At 43.2% G+C, this 25,846-nt stretch carries 20 protein-coding genes and 2 pseudogenes; 15 read left to right on the top strand and 7 right to left on the bottom strand.

Annotation, left to right across the window (positions count from 1 at the left end; translation table 11 throughout):
* The first annotated feature begins 233 nt into the window (after nt 1-233).
* The 11 genes from IC619_RS10460 (at nt 234) to IC619_RS16825 (ending at nt 14,745) form a co-directional block, all read left to right on the top strand.
* Complete coding sequence (locus IC619_RS10460; RefSeq protein WP_191139822.1) at nt 234-416, top strand: hypothetical protein; 183 nt, start codon at nt 234-236, stop codon at nt 414-416.
* Nucleotides 417-578: 162 nt separating this feature from the next.
* Complete coding sequence (locus tag IC619_RS10465; RefSeq protein WP_191139821.1) at nt 579-1,202, top strand: hypothetical protein; 624 nt, start codon at nt 579-581, stop codon at nt 1,200-1,202.
* Nucleotides 1,183-3,069, top strand: a complete 1,887-nt coding sequence (gene dxs, locus IC619_RS10470) for a 1-deoxy-D-xylulose-5-phosphate synthase (protein WP_191139820.1) — start codon at nt 1,183-1,185, stop codon at nt 3,067-3,069. The genes IC619_RS10465 and dxs overlap by 20 nt, the downstream gene beginning before the upstream one ends.
* Before the next feature lie 7 nt (nt 3,070-3,076).
* Complete coding sequence (locus IC619_RS10475) at nt 3,077-3,892, top strand: TlyA family rRNA (cytidine-2'-O)-methyltransferase (RefSeq protein ID WP_191139958.1); 816 nt, start codon at nt 3,077-3,079, stop codon at nt 3,890-3,892.
* Between the two features lie 57 nt (nt 3,893-3,949).
* On the top strand, nt 3,950-4,471 hold the full coding sequence (locus IC619_RS10480) for a hypothetical protein (protein ID WP_191139819.1): 522 nt from the start codon (nt 3,950-3,952) through the stop codon (nt 4,469-4,471).
* A gap of 26 nt (nt 4,472-4,497) precedes the next feature.
* Nucleotides 4,498-5,385, top strand: coding sequence for an NAD(+)/NADH kinase (locus IC619_RS10485; protein ID WP_191139818.1), 888 nt, complete (start codon nt 4,498-4,500; stop codon nt 5,383-5,385).
* Nucleotides 5,363-5,809, top strand: coding sequence for a transcriptional regulator AhrC/ArgR (gene ahrC, locus IC619_RS10490; protein WP_191139817.1), 447 nt, complete (start codon nt 5,363-5,365; stop codon nt 5,807-5,809). Before IC619_RS10485 ends, ahrC begins: the two co-directional genes overlap by 23 nt.
* Nucleotides 5,810-5,821: 12 nt before the next feature.
* On the top strand, nt 5,822-7,522 hold the full coding sequence (recN, locus tag IC619_RS10495; protein WP_191139816.1) for a DNA repair protein RecN: 1,701 nt from the start codon (nt 5,822-5,824) through the stop codon (nt 7,520-7,522).
* A 197-nt stretch (nt 7,523-7,719) separates the two neighbouring features.
* Nucleotides 7,720-9,096 carry a SpoIVB peptidase gene (gene spoIVB / locus IC619_RS10500; RefSeq protein ID WP_191139957.1) on the top strand — a complete coding sequence of 459 codons (1,377 nt, stop codon included), beginning with the start codon at nt 7,720-7,722 and terminating at the stop codon, nt 9,094-9,096.
* A 32-nt stretch (nt 9,097-9,128) separates the two neighbouring features.
* Nucleotides 9,129-10,874, top strand: coding sequence for a tetratricopeptide repeat-containing glycosyltransferase family 2 protein (locus IC619_RS10505; RefSeq protein WP_191139815.1), 1,746 nt, complete (start codon nt 9,129-9,131; stop codon nt 10,872-10,874).
* Nucleotides 10,875-11,082: 208 nt separating this feature from the next.
* Nucleotides 11,083-14,745, top strand: a complete 3,663-nt coding sequence (locus IC619_RS16825) for a beta strand repeat-containing protein (protein WP_283770959.1) — start codon at nt 11,083-11,085, stop codon at nt 14,743-14,745.
* Nucleotides 14,746-14,794: 49 nt separating this feature from the next.
* Here the strand turns inward: IC619_RS16825 and IC619_RS17225 are convergent, their stop codons facing one another.
* The 7 genes and pseudogenes from IC619_RS17225 to IC619_RS10540 all read right to left on the bottom strand — a co-directional run bounded on the left by IC619_RS17225 (nt 14,795) and on the right by IC619_RS10540 (nt 20,451).
* The gene (locus IC619_RS17225; protein ID WP_191139799.1) at nt 14,795-16,624 is read right to left on the bottom strand and encodes a glycosyltransferase; all 1,830 of its coding nucleotides are present in this window, start codon (nt 16,622-16,624) and stop codon (nt 14,795-14,797) included.
* A 188-nt stretch (nt 16,625-16,812) separates the two neighbouring features.
* Nucleotides 16,813-18,033 (bottom strand): cytochrome P450 family protein, encoded by a 1,221-nt coding sequence (locus IC619_RS10520; protein ID WP_191139798.1) that lies wholly within the window; start codon nt 18,031-18,033, stop codon nt 16,813-16,815.
* Nucleotides 18,034-18,421: 388 nt separating this feature from the next.
* Nucleotides 18,422-18,574 (bottom strand): annotated as a pseudogene (locus IC619_RS16840) (RNA-guided endonuclease TnpB family protein); the annotation flags it as partial.
* Between the two features lie 18 nt (nt 18,575-18,592).
* Nucleotides 18,593-18,817 (bottom strand): annotated as a pseudogene (tnpA, locus tag IC619_RS10525) (IS200/IS605 family transposase); the annotation flags it as partial.
* Nucleotides 18,818-18,883: 66 nt separating this feature from the next.
* Nucleotides 18,884-19,540: a GAP family protein gene (locus tag IC619_RS10530; RefSeq protein WP_191139797.1), complete on the bottom strand. Its 657-nt coding sequence runs from the start codon at nt 19,538-19,540 to the stop codon at nt 18,884-18,886.
* A gap of 21 nt (nt 19,541-19,561) precedes the next feature.
* A complete protein-coding gene (locus IC619_RS10535; protein ID WP_191139796.1) occupies nt 19,562-20,299 on the bottom strand; it encodes a MerR family transcriptional regulator in 738 nt (245 codons plus the stop codon).
* Nucleotides 20,300-20,307: 8 nt separating this feature from the next.
* A complete protein-coding gene (locus IC619_RS10540) occupies nt 20,308-20,451 on the bottom strand; it encodes a hypothetical protein (protein WP_191139795.1) in 144 nt (47 codons plus the stop codon).
* Between the two features lie 132 nt (nt 20,452-20,583).
* Between IC619_RS10540 and IC619_RS10545 the strand changes: the two genes are divergently transcribed.
* The 4 genes from IC619_RS10545 (at nt 20,584) to IC619_RS17340 (ending at nt 25,354) form a co-directional block, all read left to right on the top strand.
* A complete protein-coding gene (locus IC619_RS10545; RefSeq protein WP_191139794.1) occupies nt 20,584-21,258 on the top strand; it encodes a DUF4097 family beta strand repeat-containing protein in 675 nt (224 codons plus the stop codon).
* A gap of 292 nt (nt 21,259-21,550) precedes the next feature.
* A complete protein-coding gene (locus IC619_RS10550; protein ID WP_191139793.1) occupies nt 21,551-22,270 on the top strand; it encodes an ABC transporter ATP-binding protein in 720 nt (239 codons plus the stop codon).
* Nucleotides 22,239-24,680, top strand: a complete 2,442-nt coding sequence (locus IC619_RS10555) for an ABC transporter permease (protein WP_191139792.1) — start codon at nt 22,239-22,241, stop codon at nt 24,678-24,680. Before IC619_RS10550 ends, IC619_RS10555 begins: the two co-directional genes overlap by 32 nt.
* Before the next feature lie 503 nt (nt 24,681-25,183).
* Entirely contained in the window at nt 25,184-25,354 is a 171-nt protein-coding gene (locus IC619_RS17340; RefSeq protein WP_191139791.1) for an SDR family oxidoreductase, read from the top strand.
* The last annotated feature ends 492 nt before the right edge of the window (nt 25,355-25,846 follow it).

The following is a 25,846-nucleotide window of genomic DNA, read 5'->3' on the forward strand; positions in this document are numbered from 1 at the left end:
TAAGAGAGAAGGGCGATCTGCAATGGCATGCGGGCGTAGACCCTTCTCTCGCGGAGGCCCAAGTTCGTGGCGGAAGGTCCTCGTGCCTAGCTGCGACGGCTTGGGGTATGAACCTGCATGCGGGAGAAACTTGGATGCAGCGTAGCCTGCCTTGCGTGACGTTAGTGGGGATATCTAAGAAGCCATTAGATTGAAAGCTAAGTTGCAAAAGAGGCTAGGGGGATGGGTTAGAGTTGTTGAGGAAAACTCCTAGACTGTTTGTATACTACAAGACGATTCAGGGATTAAAGTGCGGACTAAGTGGTAATCCAGTCCGACGTTTGGCAACTGCGTCGAAAGAAGTTATAAAGGGAAACCACCTGATTGGCAACGATTGGGATACTTCTTTGGGAAAGCCTACTGGACCTAAGCCGTAGAATTTACTTGGATCGTTTCCACTCCTACTCTTCCTAACCATAAAACCACAGAAAACTACATATAGATCGTAGTAAGACACGTCTAATTTAGAAACCGGTTCCTAAATGAGAACCGGCATTTTTCTGAGATGTCTGCTGTGAAAAGGAGATACGAGATTAAGAATGAGGGCGTTACTCCGAAATTCTTGGCGCTGGGCCGTCGGTATATTTATTCTTACATTTGTATTAGCATTACTTTTATCATTGGCTTCTACTTCAATTTCCGATACAATGTCTTGGGAAGGTGGTCTACTTGTCTTAGTGGCCATCGTGGCGATGGGTGTAATGTTTGATATGTTGGGAATTGCAGCCACTTCTGCACAGGAGAGACCATTTCACTCGATGGCTTCCAAAAAAGTACCCGGAGCTAAAGAAGCAGTTGGAATCGTGCGTCGTGCCGATCAATTTTCTAATTTTTGTAGTGATGTAGTTGGTGATATCAGCGGTGTGATTAGTGGGGCTGCAGCATTAGCGGTCATTGCATCATTTGCCTTATCATTTCCGATCTTTGATGGAAAAGAAACGATCATTGAAGTTACATTGATCTCGGTAATCGCGGCCTTCACTGTAGGGGGAAAAGCACTAGGAAAAAGCATCTCCTTACATTATTCGAATGAGATCATATTATTTGTAGGAAAGTTCTTTCATTGGATGAACACTAAGTTTAACATGAAATTATTTTACTTGAAACCAAAGAAGAAAAGACAGGGAAAGCGAGGCGTTCTTCGTGCTCCTCGAACAGATTAATTCTCCAGAGCAACTGAAACAGAGGAATGTAGAAGAGTTACCGAAAGTAGCAGAGGAAATTCGTCAATTCTTAATTCATAGTTTGTCTGAAACAGGTGGGCACTTAGCATCTAATCTAGGTGTGGTTGAACTTACTATTGCCTTACATTACTTATTCGACAGTCCTAAAGATAAATTATTATGGGATGTTGGGCACCAAGCATATGTCCACAAATTATTGACTGGTCGTGGTCATCTCTTTCCCACGCTTAGACAACACAAAGGTTTATGTGGCTTTCCTAAAATGAGAGAAAGTGAGCATGATGTGTGGGAAACGGGGCATAGTAGTACTTCTTTATCAGGGGCCATGGGCATGGCTGCAGCACGGGATATAAAGGGAGAAAGCTACCAAGTGATTCCCATTATTGGAGATGGCGCCCTGACCGGCGGGATGGCTTTAGAAGCACTAAATCATATTGGTGAAGAGAAGAAAAATATGATCGTGATTCTTAATGATAACGAAATGTCTATAAGCCCCAACGTTGGTGCACTTCACAATCATTTAGGTAGATTACGAACGAATACGGGTTATAATAAATTAAAAGATGAAGTAGAAGCACTTCTTCGAAAAATACCTTCTGTAGGAGGACCGTTTGCAAATACATTAGAGCGAATAAAAGATAGCTTAAAATATCTCGTAGTTTCTGGCGTATTTTTTGAGCATTTAGGGTTCACTTACTTAGGTCCAGTAGATGGTCATGAGATTGATGAGCTGATGGAGATTTTAAGACAAGCAGCTCATACAAAAGGTCCTGTGCTTGTACATGTGGTCACCAAAAAAGGCTACGGTTATGAGCCAGCTGAGAACGATTCAGTTGTTTATCATGGTGTAGGCACTTATAAGATTGAATCGGGCTCACTCCATAAAAAAAGTGCGAAGGCGCCTGCATACCCTGCTGTATTTGGTGAAACCGTTATCAAGTTAGCAGAACAAAATGAAAAAGTGGTCGCCATCACACCTGCGATGATAACGGGATCGAAGTTAAATGCATTTCAAGAGCGCTTTCCAAAGAGATGCTTTGATGTCGGGATCGCAGAACAGCATGCAGTCACATTTGCTGCTGGAATGGCTACACAAGGCTTGAAGCCCATTTTGGCAATCTATTCCACTTTTTTGCAACGTGGCTATGATCAATTGATCCATGATGTTTGTAGGCAAAACTTAGATGTCGTATTTGCGGTTGACCGCGCTGGATTCGTAGGTGAAGATGGTGAAACGCATCAAGGTGTTTATGATATTAGTTTCATGCGGAATCAGCCTAATATGGTCATTATGATGCCTAAAGATGAAAATGAATTCCAACACATGCTGTATACGGCGACTGAACATATTCACGGACCAGTTGCAGTACGTTATTCCAAAGGGGCTGGGTTAGGGGTTCAGATGGACGCTGCGTTTAAGCCAATACCCGTAGGAAAAGCAGAGGTATTGCGAGAAGGTTCAGATGTCGCATTACTAGCTTTTGGAACGATGGTAAGTCCAGCCTTGCAGACAGCTGAGTACTTATTAGAACAAGGGATTCAGGCAAAAGTGATTAATGCACGTTTTGCGAAGCCGCTAGATGAAGCTTTATTAGTAGAATTAGCGCGTGAGCAAATGCCTGTGGTTACGATCGAAGAAGCTTGTATTCAAGGTGGATTTGGCAGTGCAGTATTGGAGTTTTATGCAAATGAAGGTTTGTCACTTCCTGTATTACCACTAGGGATACCTGATGTTTATGTTGAACATGGAAGTGTGAGTCAACAATTGGAAGAAGTCGGTTTGACACCTTCACAGATGGTTACAACGATTACCCAGTTTATGGCACAAAAAAAACAACAAGTATGAGGTTTTAATTGTGAAGAAAGAGCGCGTAGATGTGTTATTAGTTCAGAAGGGTCATTTTGAAACGAGACAACAAGCGCAGCGATCCATTATGGCTGGGCTAGTCTATGTTGAAAATGACCGCATAGACAAAGCAGGGACGAAAGTCCCTGTGGATGCTTCTATGCTGGTAAAAGGACAGCTGCATCCCTATGTGAGTCGTGGTGGACTAAAACTTGAAAAAGCTTTACAGGTCTTTCCCATTCAGTTACAAGATAGAGTTATGATGGACATAGGAGCTTCAACCGGTGGATTCACAGATTGTGCCTTACAGCAAGGTGTAAAAATGGTATATGCGATTGACGTAGGTTATGGTCAGCTTGCTTGGAAGCTAAGACAAGATCCACGTGTAATTGTGATGGAGCGGACAAATTTCAGGTATTTGACTGAAGATGAACTAACGAATGAGAAACCCGACTTCGCTGTGATTGATGTCTCTTTTATATCACTTTCATTAATCTTTCCCACCTTAAAAAACGTGTGTAAACCAAACACAGAAGGAATTGCGTTAGTAAAACCGCAATTTGAAGCGGGACGAGAACATGTTGGTAAAAAAGGAATCGTAAGAGATCCCACCATTCATCAGCAAGTTTTGCATCAATTTGTGAAGACGGTAACAGAAAATAACCTTACTGTAAAGGGTTTAACCGTTTCTCCCATTCAGGGGAGTGAAGGGAATATTGAATTTTTAGGTTATTTTAGTACGGAAAAACAAACGACACAAATGGATTGGTCAAGTGTGATTGATGAAGTGGTAAAAGAAGCACATCATACGGATCATGCATAAGGGTTTATGCAGGTTTTTTGCAAATGGCTGCGAATAAGTAGGTAAAGGAGGGAGGGAATGAAAGAGTCAGGAGATACCCTTATACTTTATATGCTTATCGGGGCCATCTTTTATTTTATATATAAAAGATGGATTGCGCCTCTATTTAGAGATCCAAAAGAGCCTGAGCCCATTCAAAGTGTTTATGGCACAATTATAAAAGAGAAAGGCTACGAACTCATTCGCCCCAAGGAAACCTTAGCATTTAGTATGGAAGTGGATGAACATGCATATGAAAGTCGTATATATATCGATGGGATCGCATCCAAAGAGGATCAGTATTTCTTAGTTGTGGGAGCAAAAAATCGTAAACCCATTCGATTCTCTGGTGCAGCGATACGTGATACATTTTTACATTATGTGTTGCTTTTTGATGTGGATGGTATTTTATACGTAGATAAACATAAGCGTGAAGTTCGTGTGATCACATTTGAGCTACCAGAGATTGAACGACGGAGTAAAAAGTCATCTATAAGTATATGGCCGACAGTCCTATTGATCATCTTAAGTGTTGTACTTGGATGGAATTATCTGATATGAGTACAAAGCTTAATGGAGGCGAAAAGTTGAATCGAATTGGTATTTTCGTGAATGAGACAAAACCAAAAGCGAAAGAAGTAGCGTCCGAATTACACATGTTAATCGAGAATAAGGGAGGCAAAGCCTTTCTAGAAGAGAATATGGCCAAGGTCTTGGGGTTGCATGAAAAAGGCTTATCCCTATCCCAATTTGCAGAGAAAGTAGATCTGGTTTTTGTAATTGGTGGCGATGGTACCTTACTAGGGATAGCACGGGAATTAGCGGCTTATTCTCTACCTATACTCGGATTTAATGTTGGGAATATGGGCTTTTTATCTGAAGCGGAACCTGATGATCTTTCTGGCGCTGTTGACCGTGTTTTAGCGGGGAATTATTGTATTGAGAAGCGATTTATGTTACATACCGAAGTAATACGTGCTGGGAATGTGATGAAGAGTGGCATTGCATTAAATGACGTTGGGATTGCAAAAGGATCATTTAGTCGTATGATTACATGCAATGTACAGATGGATGGTCGCTTGATTGGTACCTATTCTGGTGATGGTGTGATTGTCTCAACGCCAACGGGATCAACAGCATATTCGCTATCGTGTGGCGGACCACTCGTATTTCCAGGTATACAAGCGCTACTACTTACACCCATTTGTCCCCACACGCTAACAGCAAGACCGATGGTCTTACCTCCCGAATCCGTATTGGATATCCATGTGTCAGCTCGGCATTGTGAGTTAGAGGCGACACTGGATGGACAAGTTGGCTTTTGTTTACAATCGGGTGACCTGGTACGGGTTAAACGTGCAAATCACCATACTTTATTAGTGAAATGGAAAGAACGCTCTTTTTTTGATGTTGTACGAAAAAAATTGCAAGCAAGTGAGCAGGAGGCATCGGATGAAAGCGCAAAGACATATTAAAATCCGAGATATTATCGCGAATAAAGCAATCGAAACACAAGAAGATTTGGTTGATGAACTTAAACAGGCAGGTTACAATGTAACCCAAGCTACTGTTTCGAGAGACATCAAAGAACTCCATTTGGTTAAGGTACCAACCAATAGTGGAATATATAAGTATTCACTCCCATCAGATCGACGTTTTAATCCAGCCCAGAAGCTAAAGAGGACGCTGCAAGAGTCATTTGTAGGGATTGACAATAGTGAAAATATGATCGTACTTAAAACAATGCCGGGAAATGCACATGCTGTAGGTGTCTTATTAGATCATTTAGAATGGGATGATATTATTGGCACTTTAGCAGGTGATGACACGGTATTAATTATTTGTCGTGAGAAAAAATCAGTACCAGACGTGGTACAACGTTTCATTGACATGCTGTAGGAGTCGATGGTTATGTTGCGTGAGATAGCAATTAGAAACTTTGCCATTATTGATGAAGTTTGCTTACAATTTCAACATGGATTTCATGTTTTTACAGGTGAGACAGGCGCGGGTAAATCGATTTTAATTGATGCATTAAGCCTCATCGCGGGAGGACGGGCATCTAGCGAAATGGTACAATATGGGGCTGATAAAGCGGTGGTGGAGGCATGGTTTGAAGTCACAACTCAGCATCCGATATATGCACTGCTAAATGAGTGGGAGTTAAATGATCAAGAAGATACGGTCATCATTCAAAGAACAATTATGGCAAATGGTAAAAGTAGTTGTCGCGTAAATGGTCGTACGGTTACCGTTTCCATGCTCAAACAGATGAGTAGCAAATTAATCGATATCTCTGGACAACACGAGCATCAATCGCTTCTCTCCGTAGAGGAGCAATTGGAGTGGTTGGACCAATATGGCGGTGAAGCACTACTTTCGATAAAATCGGCCTATCAAAAGTTTTATCGCGCTTATCAAGAACAGAAGCAAAAAATCGAACAATTACAACTGAATCAAAATGAAATCGAACAACGGATTGAATTACTCCAATTTCAGGTCGAAGAGATTGCTGTGGCCAGTCTTACACCAGGTGAGGATTTGGAATTAGAGCGCGAAGAAAAAAGATTATCCGCGGCCGAAAAATTAATGAAACATGCAGAAGCCGCTTATGAAAATTTATATGGAGATTTTGCTGGACTAGAACGTATACAATCGGCTGTAAGTGAACTTGAACATATTTCAGAATACGATGAGGCGTTACATCCGATTATAGAGGAGATGCAATCTGGATATTATCAATTAGAAGAAGCGACTAGACAATTGAGTAAATATCGAGAAATGATTGAGTATGATCCGAATCGCCTTCAAGAAGTGACTGAACGCTTACACATGATTAAACAGCTTAAACGTAAATATGGAACAGAGATTGAGGAAATACTGAACTACGAAGTAAAGATTATATCGGAATTACAAACCCTTGAAAATAGAGAAGATCAGTTAGAAGAAATGACACAAAAACTGGAAGTACAAGTAGATCAGTTGATGGATTTAGCAAGTAAACTCACTGCCCTTCGAAAAAATGCGGCTTCTAGCTTGGAAGTAAAAGTTGAAAGTGAATTACATGATCTCAATATGAAATCCACCGTCTTTCATGTTGCCTTTCTACAAACAGAGAATCGAAAACAGTTGCTACCAACAGGTTGGGATCAAATTGTTTTTCAAATTTCTCCTAATCCAGGTGAGCCTTTAAAATCACTTTCTAAAATTGCATCTGGTGGAGAATTGTCACGCATATTGCTTGCTTTAAAAGTGATATTTGCTGACTTGGAACAAATTCATACTTTGGTATTTGATGAGATTGACACAGGGGTAAGTGGGCGAGCGGCACAAGCCATAGCGGAAAAAATTTCACGATTGGGTTGGAACAATCAAGTCCTTGCAGTTAGTCATCTGCCTCAAGTCGCCAGCATGGCAGATCATCATTTTTTCATTTCTAAAACGACGAGTCAAGATAAGACTCGAACCACTGTGACCGCACTCACTGAGCAGAGAGAACGTACCCGCGCTGTGGCTCGCATGTTAGGTGGCGTTGAAATAACAGAGACGACTCTTAATCATGCGAAAGAAATGATCGCGATGGCAAGTGATATGAAAATCAAAAAAATGTAGATAAATACCGCCATTTTAGCATACTGTTGCTAAGTGGCGTTTCATACACTAAGTCATTATATGAATTTTCCAACAAAATCTCCTTTTAAACAGGAAGCTTTTGTTGGACATAAAAATCGTATCTGCAGGACAACTTATGAGTACAATCGTTTTTACGATTGGCGGAGGTAGGTGGAGAGCTCAGGAGAGTGGTGATGTTGGAAAAAAGAGATAAAAAGAAGTGGTTAGGTTTTCTCCTGGTGCTTCTCTTGATTATGGGAAGTACAACTTCAGTATTTCATCAATTTACAAGCTTCCCTAAGGAAATGCGGCTTGTGAAAGGTCAGTTACAACAACTTGATTTATCGATGCCAGTATCTGCAACGGCTTCAGTTTCAAAACCTGATATTCTGCAAGTGAATGGATCTACGCAATCATTAGTTCCGATTAATTTAAAGCATCCGTTAATGATTCAACCTCAAGCTATTGGTCAGACCTTTCTTACGCTAAAGTTATTTGGCAGTCTCCCCATCAAGCGTGTAAATGTGCAAGTATTACCCGATTTACAAGTGATTCCAGGTGGACAAACCATTGGCGTCAAACTGAAATCTTCAGGTGCACTGGTAGTGGGCCATCATCAAGTACAATCAAATCAATCTGTTCGGTCTCCTGCAGAAAAGGCAGATATTCGTAGAGGAGACTATTTAACTGAAATGAATGGTATGAAGATTAAGCAAGTGAGTGATGTAGCACGAACCGTAAATGACGCTGGAAGAAAGCGTTTACCGATTCAGGTGACTTTAATGCGAGACGGAAAAGAAAAACAGGTAAACGTTCATCCAGTATATAACAGTCAAGAAGATGTGTATCAATTGGGTCTTTATATCAGAGATTCCGCAGCAGGTGTTGGAACGCTTACTTTTTATGAACCGCAGAAAAAAGCATATGGTGCTTTAGGGCATGTGATCACAGATGTAGATACCGGTCAAGCCATTTCTGTCGGTGATGGTCAAATTTTACAATCGGATGTTACTTCGATAGAAAAAGGGAAATCAGGTGATCCTGGTGAAAAAAGAGCCATCTTTTTAAATGAAGATCAGGTAATGGGGAATATATCGAATAACACCCAATTTGGTATTTTTGGTAAAATGAGCAATTTTCCGCAAGGTGGTATACAATCACAGCCGATGCCAGTGGGTCTGGCTGAACAAGTAGAAGAGGGACCAGCACAAATTTATACCGTTGTAGAAGGACAAACGGTAAAAGCGTATGATATTGAGATTGTGCATACTCAAATACAAAAATCTCCTGCAACCAAAGGGCTCATTATTAAAGTGACAGATCCAGAGTTGTTAGCGAAAACAGGTGGGATTGTGCAAGGAATGAGCGGGAGTCCAATCATCCAAAACGGTAAACTAGTTGGTGCAGTTACACATGTATTTGTTAATGATCCCACTTCTGGGTATGGGACATTTATTGAATGGATGTTACAAGATGCTGGTGTATTAAATACTTCTGAAGCCGAGGGTTCCTTTTGGGAATCTTCTGCTTCGGAAATAGTTATAACCTGTACGCTTCCATCGTATCCTATTTAAAAGAAGTTGAAATGGAGATGGGAGTTGGCTATATGAGAAAACATATTGTCGTGGCTAGCTTAATTCATGGAGAATCAGATTGTGTGCGTGAGTTTTTACTATCATTGATGGAACTTGAGCAGAACGATTTAAAGGTAACCTTTTTGTTTATTGATGTGAGTGATTGTACAGAAGTGCGGCACTTGTTACAAGAGTTTCGAAAAAAAGAAGAACACTGTCATATTTACATGTACCCAGATTTGTCCCATCCAGAACGTCAATTAGAAAAACTCATCAATCACACCTTGCAATATGATTGCGAGGGTGCTTTATTTCTCGTATCTGACATTCTTATGCACCCATTAACACTGACACATTTATTAAGTACAAATCAAGAAATCGTAGCAAGTATCGTATGGAAAGAGCGAGAAGGGATTAAACAACCCAATATTGAAGCTAGTACAGTTGGAAAAGTTCCGCCGCTCAAACGAAAAGGTATTTATGAAGTTAATACAGTAGCAGATTGTATCTTTGTTAAACGGAGCGTGCTAGATCAAGGAATTCTGTTTACAACAGAAAACCAGACGATTGTTTATTCAAGCACAGCTAATCAAGTTGATTTACCCGTATTTGTAGATACAAATTACCCTTGCTACGCCCTAAAGACAAAGCAGGATCTGCAAGGTGTTTTAGAATATAAAAATGATTGCCGTGCAGATATGGTGCAAGATCCGGAAGAAATCACAATTAGTCTCTGTATGATTGTACGAGATGAAGAAAGAACGTTGGAACGTTGCTTATCGTCTATTGAAGACATTGTAGATGAAATCATTATTGTCGATACAGGTTCTACTGATAAAACGATAGAAATTGCCAAAAAATTCACAGATCGCATTTATACATACCAATGGATTGATGACTTTGCAGATGCACGTAACTTTTCTTTCCAGTTCGCGACTAAGGAATATATTTTATGGTTAGATGCAGATGATTACTTAACAGAAGAAAATGTTGAAAAATTTAAACGACTTAAATATAGCTTGAATCGATCGTATGATGCGGTTAGTATGATATATCGTTTAGATAATGATGCATTTACTTTTCGTAAGCATCGCTTGATTCGTCGCTCGCCACATTTGAGATGGAAGGGTTTTGTACATGAGTATTTAGAAGTCCACGGCAATTATTTGCATAGTGAGATTGAAGTACAGCACAAAAAAGCAAAGGAAATTACAGATCGTAACCTACAAATTTATAATAAATATTTAAAAGAAGGGCGTCAGTTTACGGCACCCGATTATTATCATTATGCGAAGGAATTACGACAACATCAACTTTATGAAGAAGCTATCTATTACTTCCAAAAATATTTAAATACGAACCAAGGTTGGAAAGATGGAAACATTTATGCTTGTATTCGTATTTCTGAGTGTTATCAACTGATGTTTGAATTTGAGCGTGCACTTGAATTTGCCTTTCAAACGTTTGCGTATGGATTACCCGAACCAGAAGCTTGTTGTCGGATCGGCAACATCTTTATACGAGATCGTATATTCCCACGTGCAGCATTCTGGTTTGAGCGCGTAACTAAGATGGATCTAAATCACATCTTAGATAGTTATACAGAACAAAGCATCTGGAATTGGTATCCTCACTTAAAATTATTTACCTGTTATGCTAGCATGAATGAAATGGATAAAGCGCAGTACCATATTACGACTGCTTATACTAAAAATCCAACAAACCCTGTTATTTTGAAAAATTTAGAAACATTTAAACGTGTGGTTTTACAAGTGTAATGGAACAAACGAATATTTTGACCCTCTAGGTTGAGAGGGTCTTTTTATTTTGTGTGGACAAATTGAAAATTAGGCCATATATGAATAGATATAGATGGAAATCGTTTGAGCGTCATTGGGTATAGCTTTAAGAAAAAATTGTTGATTACAATCTCATGAGATGGGTTCATTAGATAAAAAAACTTAAGATTAAACATAGGTGATTCTTATGTCAAACAAAAAAATGTTTCAAAGAACTACAGCTTCTGGATTAGGAAAGCGAAGGAGAGGGCGGCGTGGCCCTATTGGCCCAGTTGGGCCAATAGGGCCAACTGGAAATACAGGAGCGACCGGCCCGAAGGGAGCAACCGGACCTAGCGGAGGCCCGCCAGGTCCTATGGGTAATACGGGCGTAATTGGCCCTACAGGGGCGACGGGTCCAAGTGGGGCAATCGGAGCGACCGGAAACACCGGCCCAACAGGTCCAAGTGGAGTGACGGGAGCAACGGGCAATACGGGTCCGACTGGTCCAAGTGGGGCAATGGGAGTAACGGGCAACACGGGTCCAACCGGTCCAAGTGGAGCAATGGGACCGACCGGAAATACCGGACCGACGGGTCCAAGTGGCGCAATGGGAGCGACCGGAAACACCGGTCCGACCGGTCCAAGTGGCGCAATGGGAGCGACCGGAAACATCGGCCCAACCGGTCCAAGTGGCGCAATGGGAGCGACCGGAAACATCGGCCCAACCGGTCCAAGTGGAGCCACCGGAGTAACGGGTAACACGGGCTCGACAGGCCCGAGTGGAGCCATTGGAGCGACCGGAAATACCGGTCCAACCGGTCCAAGCGGAGCCGTCGGAGCAACAGGAAATACCGGCCCGACCGGTCCAAGCGGAGCAATGGGAGCGAGAGGAAATACCGGCCCAACGGGTCCAAGTGGAGCCACCGGAGTGACAGGAAATACCGGTCCAACCGGTCCGAGTGGTGCAATGGGAGTAACGGGTAACACTGGCCCGACCGGCCCGAGTGGAGCCACTGGAGTGACAGGAAACACCGGTCCAACCGGTCCAAGTGGAGTGACGGGAGCGACCGGAAATACTGGCCCTACGGGTCCGAGTGGGGCAATGGGAGCAACGGGCAACACCGGCCCAACCGGTCCAAGTGGAGCCACCGGAGTGACAGGAAATACCGGTCCAACCGGTCCAAGCGGAGTCGCCGGAGCAACGGGTAACACCGGCCCTACAGGTCCAAGTGGCGCGATGGGAGCGAGAGGAAATACCGGCCCAACGGGTCCAAGCGGAGCAATGGGAGTAACGGGTAACACTGGTCCAAGTGGGGCAATGGGAGTAACGGGTAACACGGGCCCAACGGGTCCAAGTGGAGCCACCGGAGTAACGGGTAACACGGGTCCAAGCGGAGCAATGGGAGCGACCGGAAACACTGGACCAACCGGTCCAAGTGGCGCAATGGGAGCGACCGGAAACACTGGACCAACCGGTCCAAGTGGCGCAATGGGAGCGACCGGAAACACTGGACCAACCGGTCCAAGTGGCGCAATGGGAGCGACCGGAAACATCGGCCCAACCGGTCCAAGTGGAGCCACCGGAGTAACGGGTAACACTGGCCCGACCGGCCCGAGTGGAGCCACTGGAGTGACAGGAAATACCGGTCCGACGGGTCCAAGTGGAGCCACCGGAGTAACGGGTAACACGGGTCCAAGTGGAGCCACCGGAGCGACCGGAAATACCGGCCCGACCGGTCCAAGTGGAGCCACCGGAGTGACAGGAAATACCGGTCCAACCGGTCCAAGCGGAGCAATGGGAGCGACCGGAAATACCGGCCCGACCGGTCCAAGTGGCGCAATGGGAGCGACCGGAAACACCGGCCCAACGGGTCCAAGTGGCGCAATGGGAGCGACCGGAAACACCGGTCCGACGGGTCCGAGTGGGGCAATCGGAGCGACAGGAAATACGGGTCCGACCGGTCCAAGTGGAGCCACCGGAGTGACAGGAAATACCGGTCCAACCGGTTCAAGCGGGGCAATGGGAGTAACGGGTAACACTGGCCCGACCGGCTCTAGTGGAGCAACCGGAGTGACAGGCAACACGGGTCCGACTGGCCCAAGTGGAGCAACCGGAGTGACAGGCAACACGGGTCCAACAGGCCCAAGTGGAGCAATGGGAGCGACCGGTAACACGGGTCCAACTGGCCCAAGTGGAGCAACGGGAGCAACCGGTAACACTGGCCCGACCGGCCCTAGTGGAGCAATCGGAGTGACAGGCAACACGGGTCCGACTGGCCCAAGTGGAGCAACCGGAGCGACCGGTAACACGGGTCCGACTGGCCCAAGTGGAGCAATGGGAGCGACAGGTAACACGGGTCCGACTGGCCCAAGTGGAGCAATGGGAGTGACCGGTAACACGGGTCCAACTGGCCCAAGTGGAGCAACGGGAGCAACCGGTAACACTGGCCCGACCGGCCCTAGTGGAGCAACCGGCAACACGGGTCCAACCGGTCCGAGTGGAGCCACTGGAGTGACAGGAAATACCGGTCCGACGGGTCCAAGTGGAGCCGCCGGAGCAACAGGAAATACTGGCCTAACGGGCCCAAGTGGGGCAATGGGAGTAACGGGCAACACGGGTCCAACCGGTCCGAGTGGAGCCACCGGAGCGACCGGAAATACCGGTCCGACTGGTCCAAGTGGGGCAATGGGTGTAACGGGAAACACTGGCCCAACCGGTCCAAGCGGAGCAATGGGACCGACCGGAAACACGGGCCCAACCGGACCAAGTGGCGCAATCGGAGCGACCGGCAACACGGGTCCAACCGGTCCAAGTGGCGCAATCGGAGCGACCGGAAACACCGGTCCGACCGGTCCAAGTGGAGCAATGGGAGCGACAGGAAATACTGGCCCAACGGGTCCAAGTGGCGCAATCGGAGCGACCGGAAACACCGGTCCAACCGGTCCAAGTGGAGCCACCGGAGCAACGGGTAACACGGGTCCGACCGGCCCAAGTGGAGCCACCGGAGCGACCGGAAACACCGGCCCAACGGGTAACACTGGCCCGACGGGTCCGAGTGGAGCCACTGGAGTGACAGGAAATACCGGTCCGACCGGTCCGAGTGGAGCCATTGGAGCAACGGGTAACACGGGCCCAACCGGCCCGAGTGGAGCCACTGGAGTGACAGGAAATACCGGTCCGACTGGTCCAAGTGGGGCAATGGGAGTAACGGGTAACACGGGTCCAACCGGTCCAAGTGGAGCCACTGGAGTGACAGGAAATACCGGTCCGACGGGCCCAAGTGGGGCAATGGGATCAACAGGTAACACCGGCCCAACGGGCCCAAGTGGCGCAATGGGTAATACGGGTCCGACAGGCCCAAGTGGCCCAATGGGAGCAACGGGAAACACGGGTCCTATGGGTTCAATCGGAGCAACAGGAGCAACAGGTGGTAGTGTTTCAGACTTCATCTATGTTTACGATACACTTACAAGAACGATTGCACAAAATGAATCTGTTACATTTAGCACAACAGGACCATCAAATGGATTAATTACACATTCTGCAAATTCACCTACGGTTGTTATTAACCAACTGGGAACTTACCATGCGATTTGGCGATTACAACTGGATACACCATCGAATCAATTTGCATTTGCCATAAATGGATCACCTCTAGCAAATGCTCGATTTGGGCAACAACCAAATAATTCAGAATTAGTAGGATCTCATATATTTCAGATTACATCAATACCTAGTTCAATTACATTACTCAACAGTAGATCAGGTGGTGGAGCTGGAGGTAATGCAATTATTGATATTACGATTGGTGGTAATGGAGACTTTTCGGGTGTATCTGCTTCGCTTGTGATTACACGTTTGCTCTAAACAACAAAAGGTCTGAATCCGAGGATTCAGACCTTTTGTTATCTTATTCCTACGTATTTTGCAAATCAAGTTGTTTTTCAAAATACGCTTTATTGTGTAATACGCTCGGGTCTTTGGGGCGATATTGCCGTGCTTGCTCATTATGTTCATATGCTTTTTTGAAATCACGAATATGATCATAACAGACACACAGCTGAATATGTGGTAGCCAAGTATAGCAATCCATGTTGACAAAACCGGTATCAGGGGGCTCAAGTTGTGTAGCTGCTGTGAACCAGTAGATCGCACTTTCATACTGATCTTTGTTCATAAAGTAGTAACCGAGGCGACAACAAATTTCCCCACGCGGAGGTGCGTAGTGAAAGGAATGAAATAAATAAGAAACCCCTTCGTCTGCGCGATCTAATGCTTGATAACAGTCATAGATGTATCCACAGGCGGAAAGCGTATCTTCTACCCATCCTGCTCGCTCGGTAATAAAACATTGATAAATTTCGATCGCTTCTTCGAATTTTTGATGTTCTCTTAATTCATTACCGTAGTAATACTGATCGCGCGGAGAAAGTGTTTGACCATTTTGAATTTGTTTTTCATAGATGCGGAGATTGCGATCAGAGTCATGTTCTACACTAGAATGGCGTACCGCTACATCGCTTTGCAAGATATGACCGCCTACTTCGAGATATTCATGTACAACGCCGTGCCAGCGATAACCATTTAAACGCTTGACTAGACGGTGTCTTCGAACACTAAAGCTGACATTGCCGTCATCATCATAACTTAGTTCGTAAGGCATAGAGACAGCATCAACGGATAAATCGAGTTGCTTTCTTAATTGTCTAAACCGCATGCGATTTTCAGCGGTAAAATAATCATCTGCATCTAACCACAAGATGTACTCACAGCGGGCCTGATCGAAGGCATAATTGCGCGCAGCAGCAAAATCATCAATCCATTCAAAATCAAAAATACGTTCAGTGTAGTATTGTGCAATCTCTTTTGTACGATCTGTTGAACCCGTATCGATAATGTTGATTTCATCCACTAATTCATGAATACTATCTAAACACCGGCCTAGTACTTCTTCTTCATTCTTCACAATGAGACAGAGACTAATGGTGATGGGGCTAACTAACTGAAAACGGTCGTCAGCACGATTACCCCATTTTTGTTGAAATAATTGCTGATTTCGTTGTAGCGTTTGGGCTAGGGTTTCCCTACCCAGTTGGCTAAAGGTGGTATTTCCTTCATGGTGAATAAAAACATCAAGGGCTACGAATAAGGAATATCCTTTTTCTACGACTCGCCAGCAAAAATCGTCATCTTCATAGGTTCCAATACCAAACTGTTCGTCAAAAAAACCAACTTCTGAAATAACTTCTTTACGAACTAACATACAAATCCCTGTAAGTCGTTTTACTTCTCGTACTAATCCCCGATTTTGAGCGCTATGCGATCGTGCAAAATGATCTAGATCTGTTAACTCTCTATAAGAAGCTGGAATGGATTGGAAAGGACCACTTACATGATTGCTCATAGGTCCAACAATGCCAGCATGTGGATGACGCTCGAAAACGTCAAGCATATAATGTAACCACTGGGGTGTAACGACCGTATCATTGTTGAGAAAAAGTAAGTAATCCCCAGTGGCTTGTTGGATTCCTTGATTACATCCTTTGGGAAAGCCTTCGTTTTGATCATTGTAAATCACATTTAAATCCGATTGCTTGTTTAAGTAAGCACGTGTTTGATCGGTTGAACCATTATCAACGATGATGATTTCAATCGGTTCGGGCGTATGGGCACGAATACCATCTAAACACCGCTTGGTTTGTTCGTATTCATTATGCGTTAGGATGATAATACTCGTCTTTTTCACGTCATCTACCTCCCTACTTGATATATAGTGCAAGCGGGAGAAAAGAATGATTCGTTTTCCTTTTTTGTTAGAGAGGGGAGAGATGGGAAATTGCGATTGGTAAGATGGAATTGACGTTAGTAAAGGAGCAGTACGATGTAAAAATGTCCACGACCACCAGAGGGTGATTGTGGACCACGGCGGGTCATTTAATCAAATAAAGATACGGGTAGCGCTACAAGTCCGCGTAACCCCATCGAAGGACGCCACTTGATTTCCGCATTTTGATTGAACGTAAGGTTTGGAAAACGCTTCAGTAAGGCAGAAATGGCAATTTGTCCTTCTAGACGAGCGAGGGGAGCACCGAGACAAGTGTGAATCCCGTAACCAAATGCGAGATGTTTGTTTGGTGTTCGCGTAATATCTAAGCGATTGGGTTGATAAAAGATTTCAGGATCATAGTTTGCGCTTGCAATCGCTAAGACAATCAAGTCACCTTGTTTGAACTGTTTCTCTCCCCACATCATATCTTCTTTCACCCATCTTTGCTCCGTCACTTGAACTGGATTGGTATAGCGGAGAAGTTCTTCAATCGTCGATTGTATAATTTCGGGGTGTTGCTTTAAACGATCAAGTTGCTCTGGATGTTGTAAAAGGGCTAATATCCCGTTCCCAATTAAGTTTACAGTCGTTTCGTGCCCCGCAATGATGAGTAAAAAGATGGTGGAATATAGTTCTTCTTCTGAAAGTTTTTCACCTTCGGCTTCTGCCTGGACAAGTGCAGAGATTAAATCATGCGTAGGTTTTGATCTGCGCTCGGCAATTAAATCATCGATATAAGATGTAAAAGCTTGAATGCTGGCATTCATTTTTTGTAATCCATCGGGATCAGAGGGGGTGTCGATGAGTGCTTTTGACCAAGAACGGAACTGACTGCGATCTTGCTCAGGGATACCAAGCATTTCTGAAATCACGGTAATGGGTAATAAATATGCATAATCCGCAATCAGTTCACATGTTTTCTGTTGTGCCATGCGATCCAGCAGGTTTTGTGTTATCTCTTCTATGCGAAAACGTAAATTTTCAACCATGCGTGGTGTGAATGCTTGATGAACGAGTAGTCGTAGACGAGTATGGTCTGGAGGATCGTGATTGAGCATGCTGTTAGAGAAAGATTCAAACTGATCGATCTGGACAAATTTTTTCATTTCTGCTTCTGACATGACTTGGCGATAATCGGTCGTTAGCCTAGCATCTTTCAGAAGTTGGAGGCAGTCGTTATAGCGTGTAATCAGCCAGGCAGGGGCTTTTTGATCAAAAAACTCAAAGGTAAAAGCATGTACAGGGTCCGATGTTCTTAGTTTCTCATATACAGCATACGGATTTTTTTGGTACTCAGGTGATTGGAAATCAAAAGCAAGCTTTGGCATAACCATCCTCCTTGACCCATTATATCTGTCTATTTAACCGTATCATATTCGCAATTTAATGAAAAGTATAGAATGCGGTTTGTATCATACTAAGGAGAACCTTTTGACTTTGTATCAAAAATAAATGTAGTGAGTGTGAAATGATTGATTTCTGTCAAGCGATAAATTAAAGTAAACAGCTGGTGTGCTACTACAGCTAATTAAAACCCTATTTATGGAAGTAGAGATGGATATAATACATCCATAATAAATTATAAAATATAGTAGGGTTTGTCATTCATATAAATAACGTCTAATTCCACTTGCTATTATAGCGTAAATTCGATTTATGTGAATCATATATGACTATACATAATGACATATATATATACCTTACAATTTAGATGTTGATTATTTTTTTCACGACAGCAGAAGGGAAGTTCTCATCAGAGAACTTTTTAAAGATCTTACTCGTTGCCTTATTGACCTCTGGATGCAAAAGAAGCCAGTTAGCGAACTCTGTGTTAATCTCGGTCATTCGTTGATACAACTGTTGTTTCATTTGAGTGGGTTTAAGTGTTCACCCCCTTGTTTTCTGTGCTTCGACATAACTTTTAATGGTGTCACTGGATACATTTCCTGCTGTGCTAACAAAGAAAAAATGTGTCCAAAGGCTTTGCAGATGCAACAAATGTTTAAATTCTTGTCTTAAGGGTCTCGAAGTCACTCCTTTCATTCTTGCCATAATATCTGATGGAGAATCAGCGGGTAGACAGTTCAAGAACAAATGACAATGATCGGGCATTACTTCCGTGGACATGCTGCTTTTTGTCAGTCATGAGAAACCCACCATCTTGGTGGGTTTTCAAGTTTATAGATAATCAAGCGTGTTAAAAATCAAGATTAATCCAACGATGCACATGATCCAGGATAATGCAGAATCTGATCCGGTTGTTAAACGGATGCGAAGCTTATTCAGGCTACTGGTCACCCATGTTCCGAATACTTTGTAGCTGAAAAAGATCAAGATCGCAGGGAGAATCATGATGATGTTATAGATGATGAGAATGGGGAGCCATTGATAATAGGGAAGTTGATTGGTAGTCAACAATCCGACAGCGGCAAAGTAGGGAAGAGCTGTTCCAGCCTCGATAAGAAAAGTGGTCACGCCGATTAGGACAACAGAGATAATACTTTGAGTTTTAGGGATGGGGACACGATTCTTTTGATTCTTAGGCAGGAAAAAGCTTGCCACGAACAGAATGACGCCGATGCTGAAAATTCCCTGGCTGACAACCCTATTCTGGAACAGGTTCGAAAAGGCATCCATTACGTACCCTAGGCCAAGCATCAAAATAACACCGAGGGAAAAATATAGGATGACAACGGTAGAGAGGTAGGCAAACAATCGTGAGGTCATATTCTTATTATCCTTCAAAATGAGTAGAAGGGTGACGCCAATAATGGTTGGACTTAACGTGTCCAACAGGGCTAAACCGCCTAGATAGAGTAATAGCTCAGTTCCCATGTGTTCCTCCAATGCTTGAGATTAAGCATTCTTCGCCATGTAATGGATATAGGCGTTATTCATGAAATCAAGGACTTCTTGATCAATGGGGTATAAGTTGTGCTTCCTGGATTCTTCTGGAGACATTCGGATATCCCAAAGTTTGTCTAAGAAGGCATCCTCGTCACCAAAGTTCTCAGCTCTTTTTTCGTCCATACGTTTGATGATATTTTGAATTCGGGGGTCACTATATTTAAGGTGGATGTACTTCTTCAATTGTCCTACTAAGGCAATCCATTCGAGGGAGTCTGGATCGCTACTGGTCATATTCGGCAAACGATCGAGAACTTCGTAATTCTTTATATCTAATTCATTCTGTTTATACGTGAGTACTTTCTTTGAATCCCTCGTATATAGGCTCATGATTTTTTGAATTCGGAACGCTTCTCCCTCGATGGCGATGCCGTTAATCAGCTCTCTGAGGTTATCTTCGATCTTGGAAAGTCGGTCTTTCTCTGCCATTACGTAGGATAGCTGCTTCATTAAGCTAATCGACCAGTCCCATTCTTCAGATTCCAACATGATTTTAATTTCACTAAGTTGGAAGCCGATTGTTTTCAGGAATTGAATCTGCTGAAGCTTTTGAAATTCCGTATTTGAATATAACCTATGGCCCCCTTGGGTCTTCGATGCAGGTTTTAATAATTCAATCTTGTCATAATACCTTAAGGTCCTAACGGATACGCCACTCATTTTTTTAATTTCATTGATATGTAGCAAGGCAATTCCTACTTCCCTATTCCTTTTTTGCTGAGCCCGACATAGCCTATTCCCAACCCGATTCGTACACCAGGGATCGCATGATCAAATAGTAAGCCGATCCCAGCCCCTGCAATCACACAGCCGTAGATAATAACATCTTCTTTTTTCAAGTTAAATCTCCTCCTTGTGTAAGTATAAAAGATGACGTTACGTAACTTTCAACTATTTTGAATCTTCTTTTGCGTAAAGTTTGAAAGTGACCTTACGTCATCTTATATAATGGGTTCGAAGGAGGTTGGGTTATGATGAAAAAATTCATTCTTGGTCTACTGGTGGCTTTATTCAGCCTTGCTGGATGTTCTACCGGTGAAAAGGATGTACTGGTGAATAAGGAATCCGTCGACGATGTAAATGAGATTGTAGTGAACTTTGCAAGCACAGATGTTGATGTTCAGGTAAGTGATACGTCTGAATTAGAGGTGCATCTTACAGTTTATGATGATGGTCCAGGCGTGACCCTGGATAAGTCGTCAAATCGGTTGACCGTGGATCTGGATAGCAGTATTGCACGATTGGTTAAGAAGAAGCCAACTCTTGAATTGATGATTCCACAAGACTTTAATGGCAAGCTCATCCTTGATGGTTCTTCAGGGAATATATCTGGTAAAGATTTAAATCAAACCGACATTGAAGTTAAAGCGAGTAGTGGGAATGTGAAGTTGCATTTTGCCGAGTTGAATGGGGATGTAGAGGTATCCACTTCAAGCGGTAAGGCCACTATTGAATTCGATGAAGAGACACCCGATCTGAATCTGGATGTCAGTACGAACAGTGGTAGTCAATCTATCAATATGTCATTGGATGAATCAACAAAAGACAAAAGAAAAGCGAAGGGAACATCAGGAAATGGCGGAAATGAAATGAAAATTAAAACCAAATCAGGGAACATAAAGGTGAATGGATTAAATAGGGACTAGAAAAGTAGGGAAGAACATGACTGTTAAATTCAAAATATGGGGACTTTTATATAGGAAGAATTTACACGGCTATGATATCATCGCGGAATTCAATGAACTCTCTCATCATCAATGACCCCTAACCACATTAGAGAGACTGGGAAGAGATGGGTTGGTTACGTCACTAGGAGAAAATGAGAAGGGAAGGATTCATTATCAAATTACCCAAGCGGTGAGAGAAGCTCTTTTTGACTGGATATCGTCTCCCGTTAAAAGGCCCCTATCAAGGATAATGTGAAGGAGTGAGGAACATATGATCACTGTAGATAATGTGTTCAAGCATTTTGAACAGGGAGATATGAAAATCGAGGTTCTAAAGGGAGTAAACCTCTCGATTAAAAAAGGAGAGTTTGTTGCCATCATGGGTCCGAGTGGATCGGGTAAAAGTACCCTTCTTCAACTTCTTGGAGGTTTGGATACTCCTTCATCTGGTCATGTGAGAATACAAGAGAACTCCTTTTCTGATTTGAATGAAAAAAAAAGGACCATTGTGCGCCGCAAGGATATCGGTTTCATCTTTCAGAATTATCAGCTGTTGTCTACTTTGACTGTAGAGGAAAACATCGCCTTCCCGCTACATGCAGACGGGAGAAAAGACAAGGATGGAGAGGAGAAAATCCGATCGATCATCAATGAGGTGGGATTGGAAGGGCTTGAAAAGAAATCCCCCAATCTATTGAGTGGAGGGCAACAACAGCGTGTTTCCATCGCTAGAGGGTTGATCCATGAACCCAAAATCCTTTTGGCAGATGAACCTACAGGAAATTTGGATCGAAAGCGTGCTGAAGAAATACTGGAGCTACTTGCGAAGTTCAATAAAGAACGAAAGCAGTCCATCATCATGGTAACACATGATATCTTCGCAGCCGGATATGCGGATAAGATTATTTTATTCAAAGATGGAGTGATTGATAAGGAAGTTACTAGGGAGGATCAAGACTATGCTGAATATCTGGCTAGTTTCCTGGCGTAATCTAACGAAGAACAAGAGGAGGTTCTTCTTCACTCTGATTGCCGTCATACTCGGAATTCAGTTGACCACCAGCATGTTGGTGGCGAATAACACAGTGAAAGATACGTTTAGATACTATGAAGAAATCTACGCAGGTAATGCAGACTCATGGATCTTGAGTAAGGAATATTCTTTTTCTGAGGATGAAGTGGAATCGATTAAGCAGCAGGATGCCGTGAAAGACAGCCTGAGTGTCTTGGACAAGCAGACACTGATTGATGTAGAGGGTGACAAAGGTCCACCTGAAACCCCGGTAAGGGTGACGGGAGTAAGTGATATCCATAGTAATCTGCTCAAGCTTCCCTTGATCAAGGGAGGCCTGGAAGGTGGAGGTTTGATCATCCCCGAAAATGCATCCAAGCTATGGGGGAAGGATATTGGGGATACAGTCACCTTTAAAGGGCTGGGGGAAATTAAAGTAACGGGGATTGTAGGCTTCACTTCTTGGTTAGCAAGCCCTAACAGTTGGGAAGAAGCAGAAGGGAGATCATTCAGGGTCATGATGGACCTTGACACCCTACAGGAATGGACTGGACTGATTGATCAGATTAGTTATATCAGGCTACAACATGAAGGAAGTAAAGATCATTTATTACAGTATCAAGATGAATTGAACGGGACATCTTTATACGTTCAGCCCGTGGTAATTGATGATTTGAGGAATAACGATGTGGATGGGTTGTACGCTGTATTTTATCTCGTGTCTATCCTTGCTCTCTTTATCAGTGGTTTCATCATCTTCAATATGATTTACTCGAGTGTCATCGAGCGTAAAAAGGAATTTTCAATTATGAAGAGTCTTGGATATACGAACTTTAATGTGTTTAAACTTGTATTCATGGAAGTATTTTTACTCTCCCTTATCGGAACCGTGATTGCTCTTCCACTCGGGGTATGGTTCGCCGATCTATTTGTTGATATGCTTCTAGGTATCTTCCAAGACACAATGGTTTATACATTGAATTGGCAGAGTGCCACGATCTTATCAGGAATGATCGGACTCCTCTTCCCACTTATAGTAGCAGGTATTCCGATGTATATCGCTTTTAAAACCCCTATAATATATGCCTTGAGGAATACGAATAAAGAGTCGAAAACCAGAGTGAAGGTCATCAGATATATACTCGGCTTGGCCTTCATCGGATTGAGTTTTCTCGATCGTTATTGGGCTTACGTATTTCTGCTTTTCGGAGTCATTCTCCTTTATCCGGTGGTAATAAGAATGCTTGCGAAGTTGTTAGGACCGTTGATTGAGCGTTTGTTGGGTTATCCTGGGCGCTTATCGGTCAGTAATATCAAAGTAAATACCAATCGAAATGCAAATACCTCGGCCATGTTGGCAATCAGTATTGGAGTGGTCATCTTTCTTGGATCGGCACTGGAATCCATTCCTTCGGGATTTGAGAAGGAAATTTGCCAAACCTTCGGTGGAGATATCCAAATTCAATTTGAAGAACCAATTAATGAATCCCAGTTAAACACTGTGAAAAACCATCAGGCTGTGAAAGATATGGCATGGTATAAGGAGACGATGGTTACTTGGAAAACAGTGGATGGCGAGGCCAAAGAATTTTATTTGATGAGCAACCCTTCCTCTCCGGATTTTCCATTGTTTAAGGGATACGCTCAGGATATTCCTGACGGTGCAGTTCTACTGGGAGAGAGAGCGTTTGATGAATGGGGTGGGAAAGTTGGCGACTCTGTCAAGATGAACACCCCTGCCGGTGAACGAGCGTATAAGGTAGCCGGAAAAGTTAATACGTCTCAGGATGGAGGTTATGTCGGATTCGTCTCTCAGGAAGAATTTTCACAAGTGTTTAATTGGCAGGGAATCCAGACACTCATGATGAATGTCGATGATTCAAGCAACCCAAAAGACCTGCGCAGGGATTTGCGTCAAGACTTCCCTACAGGCATATCGACACTTACGCTAGTGGAAGACCAGATTGAGTCATCACAAAGTTCTTTTGATGGTATGAATGAAGTGATGCAATTCCTTATGATTATCGTCATTGCACTTTCAAGCATAGGAATTAGCAATACTTTATTAATGAATACAATGGAGAGGATAGGAGAGATTGGAACCACGCGTGCCATCGGTTTTACAACCAGACAAGTGAGAGCGATGGTGATGGGGGAAGGGTTAGTCGTAGGAGTGGCCGGAATCATCGTCGGAGTCGTGTTGGGGATATTTGTTATCTATTTAAACTCCATCTCTAATTCCTCTGCTACTTACATGCCATTCATTATTCCTTGGGGAAATATCGGGCTTGCCATCATGGCGGGTCTTCTACTCTCGGTCATTGCATCCCTATTTCCATCTTTTATTGCAGTTCGTGTAAACTTGGTCAATGCACTAAAAGAAAACTAAACTTTTTTTCTTAGGAGCCTACCAGATTTTTGTGGTAGGTTTTTCTTTGTGCTTCATACTGCCTATGTGGCGGAGGGGCTAAGGGAAGTGTTGACAAATGGTTTGACCAAAGGGGTCCTAATAGACTCTTCAATTCTAGTCGGCTTTACAGTCGTTTCGTATTTCCTGATATTAAAAAACATAAAATGGAGAATTGAATAATATGAGAAACCATGAAGGCACTCGTCAAGTCGTTTTGGTCATTGGGGGGAATTCAGGCATAGGGAAAGGAGTGGCCAAGAAGTTTCTAGCAAACACATCACCGGTACCAACCTTCAAATGGGGATGGACGCACAGGGGGAATTAAGACAGATATCCGAACATGTGGAATTTCATCAAATTGAAGTATAGATGTTGCCTGTAACCTTCGCATCCATGATTGAACTGGAAGAAGAAGAACGTGAATTTAAAGGGAGCATGGCTATGTATGAAATATGAAATTAAGCAGAGAATGCGCCAGCGTTATGGAGGATCCATCATCAATATCTCATCTGACACCCAATGGATCTATTTATTCTGTCAGTAAGCATGCGCTGGAAGGGCTGGCTAAAACGGCTGCTCATGAATATGCCAGGTTTGGGATTAGAATCAATAATGTGACACCGGGATTGGTTCAGATCCCCATGTGGGGGTAAGTGAAGATAGCTCGGATGAGCTCTAATAAGTACATTCCTGTAGGTCGAATGGACAAACCCGTATTTTGGATGGCCTCGAAGCATGCAAGTTATATTATAGGGCATTCTCTTGTGGTGGATGGCGGTCTGGCTCTAGGAGGGAATGCCCATTCTCTACAAGTCTATTTTTATGGGAGGCAAATGGTCTTTTATGAATATTGCCCAAACCTCCTATGTTGCTTTATTTACTAATGTTTCTTGAGAAGAAAAAACTTATACTTTGCTCAAGTTACACAAAATATTTTACACTCTCTATTTAAAATAAAATCAATAAGATATATTGATATTATTTTCAATTAAATATATAATTAGATTATTGAATTTATTTTACTTGCGATACGCAGTGGGGTATATTCAAGCAATTAGACTGAAAAATACATCTATTTAAAATTAACTGACGATAATAGGGGATCAAACAAATCGACACATGCAAGTTACTGTCTAAAGTGAAGC

The organism is Polycladospora coralii (assembly GCF_014773435.2).
Taxonomy (GTDB): domain Bacteria; phylum Bacillota; class Bacilli; order Thermoactinomycetales; family Thermoactinomycetaceae; genus Polycladospora; species Polycladospora coralii.

Bases quoted from the DNA above. Each gene is read 5' to 3' on its own strand.
- IC619_RS10465 (WP_191139821.1), top strand. From the start codon at position 579: ATGAGGGCGTTACTCCGAAATTCTTGGCGCTGGGCCGTCGGTATATTT.
- IC619_RS10480 (WP_191139819.1), top strand. From the start codon at position 3,950: ATGAAAGAGTCAGGAGATACCCTTATACTTTATATGCTTATCGGGGCC.
- ahrC (WP_191139817.1), top strand. From the start codon at position 5,363: ATGAAAGCGCAAAGACATATTAAAATCCGAGATATTATCGCGAATAAA.
- recN (WP_191139816.1), top strand. From the start codon at position 5,822: ATGTTGCGTGAGATAGCAATTAGAAACTTTGCCATTATTGATGAAGTT.
- IC619_RS10505 (WP_191139815.1), top strand. From the start codon at position 9,129: ATGAGAAAACATATTGTCGTGGCTAGCTTAATTCATGGAGAATCAGAT.
- IC619_RS16825 (WP_283770959.1), top strand. From the start codon at position 11,083: ATGTCAAACAAAAAAATGTTTCAAAGAACTACAGCTTCTGGATTAGGA.
- IC619_RS10520 (WP_191139798.1), bottom strand. From the start codon at position 18,033: ATGCCAAAGCTTGCTTTTGATTTCCAATCACCTGAGTACCAAAAAAAT.
- IC619_RS10530 (WP_191139797.1), bottom strand. From the start codon at position 19,540: ATGGGAACTGAGCTATTACTCTATCTAGGCGGTTTAGCCCTGTTGGAC.
- IC619_RS10545 (WP_191139794.1), top strand. From the start codon at position 20,584: ATGATGAAAAAATTCATTCTTGGTCTACTGGTGGCTTTATTCAGCCTT.
- IC619_RS10550 (WP_191139793.1), top strand. From the start codon at position 21,551: ATGATCACTGTAGATAATGTGTTCAAGCATTTTGAACAGGGAGATATG.
- IC619_RS10555 (WP_191139792.1), top strand. From the start codon at position 22,239: ATGCTGAATATCTGGCTAGTTTCCTGGCGTAATCTAACGAAGAACAAG.
- IC619_RS17340 (WP_191139791.1), top strand. From the start codon at position 25,184: ATGGAGGATCCATCATCAATATCTCATCTGACACCCAATGGATCTATT.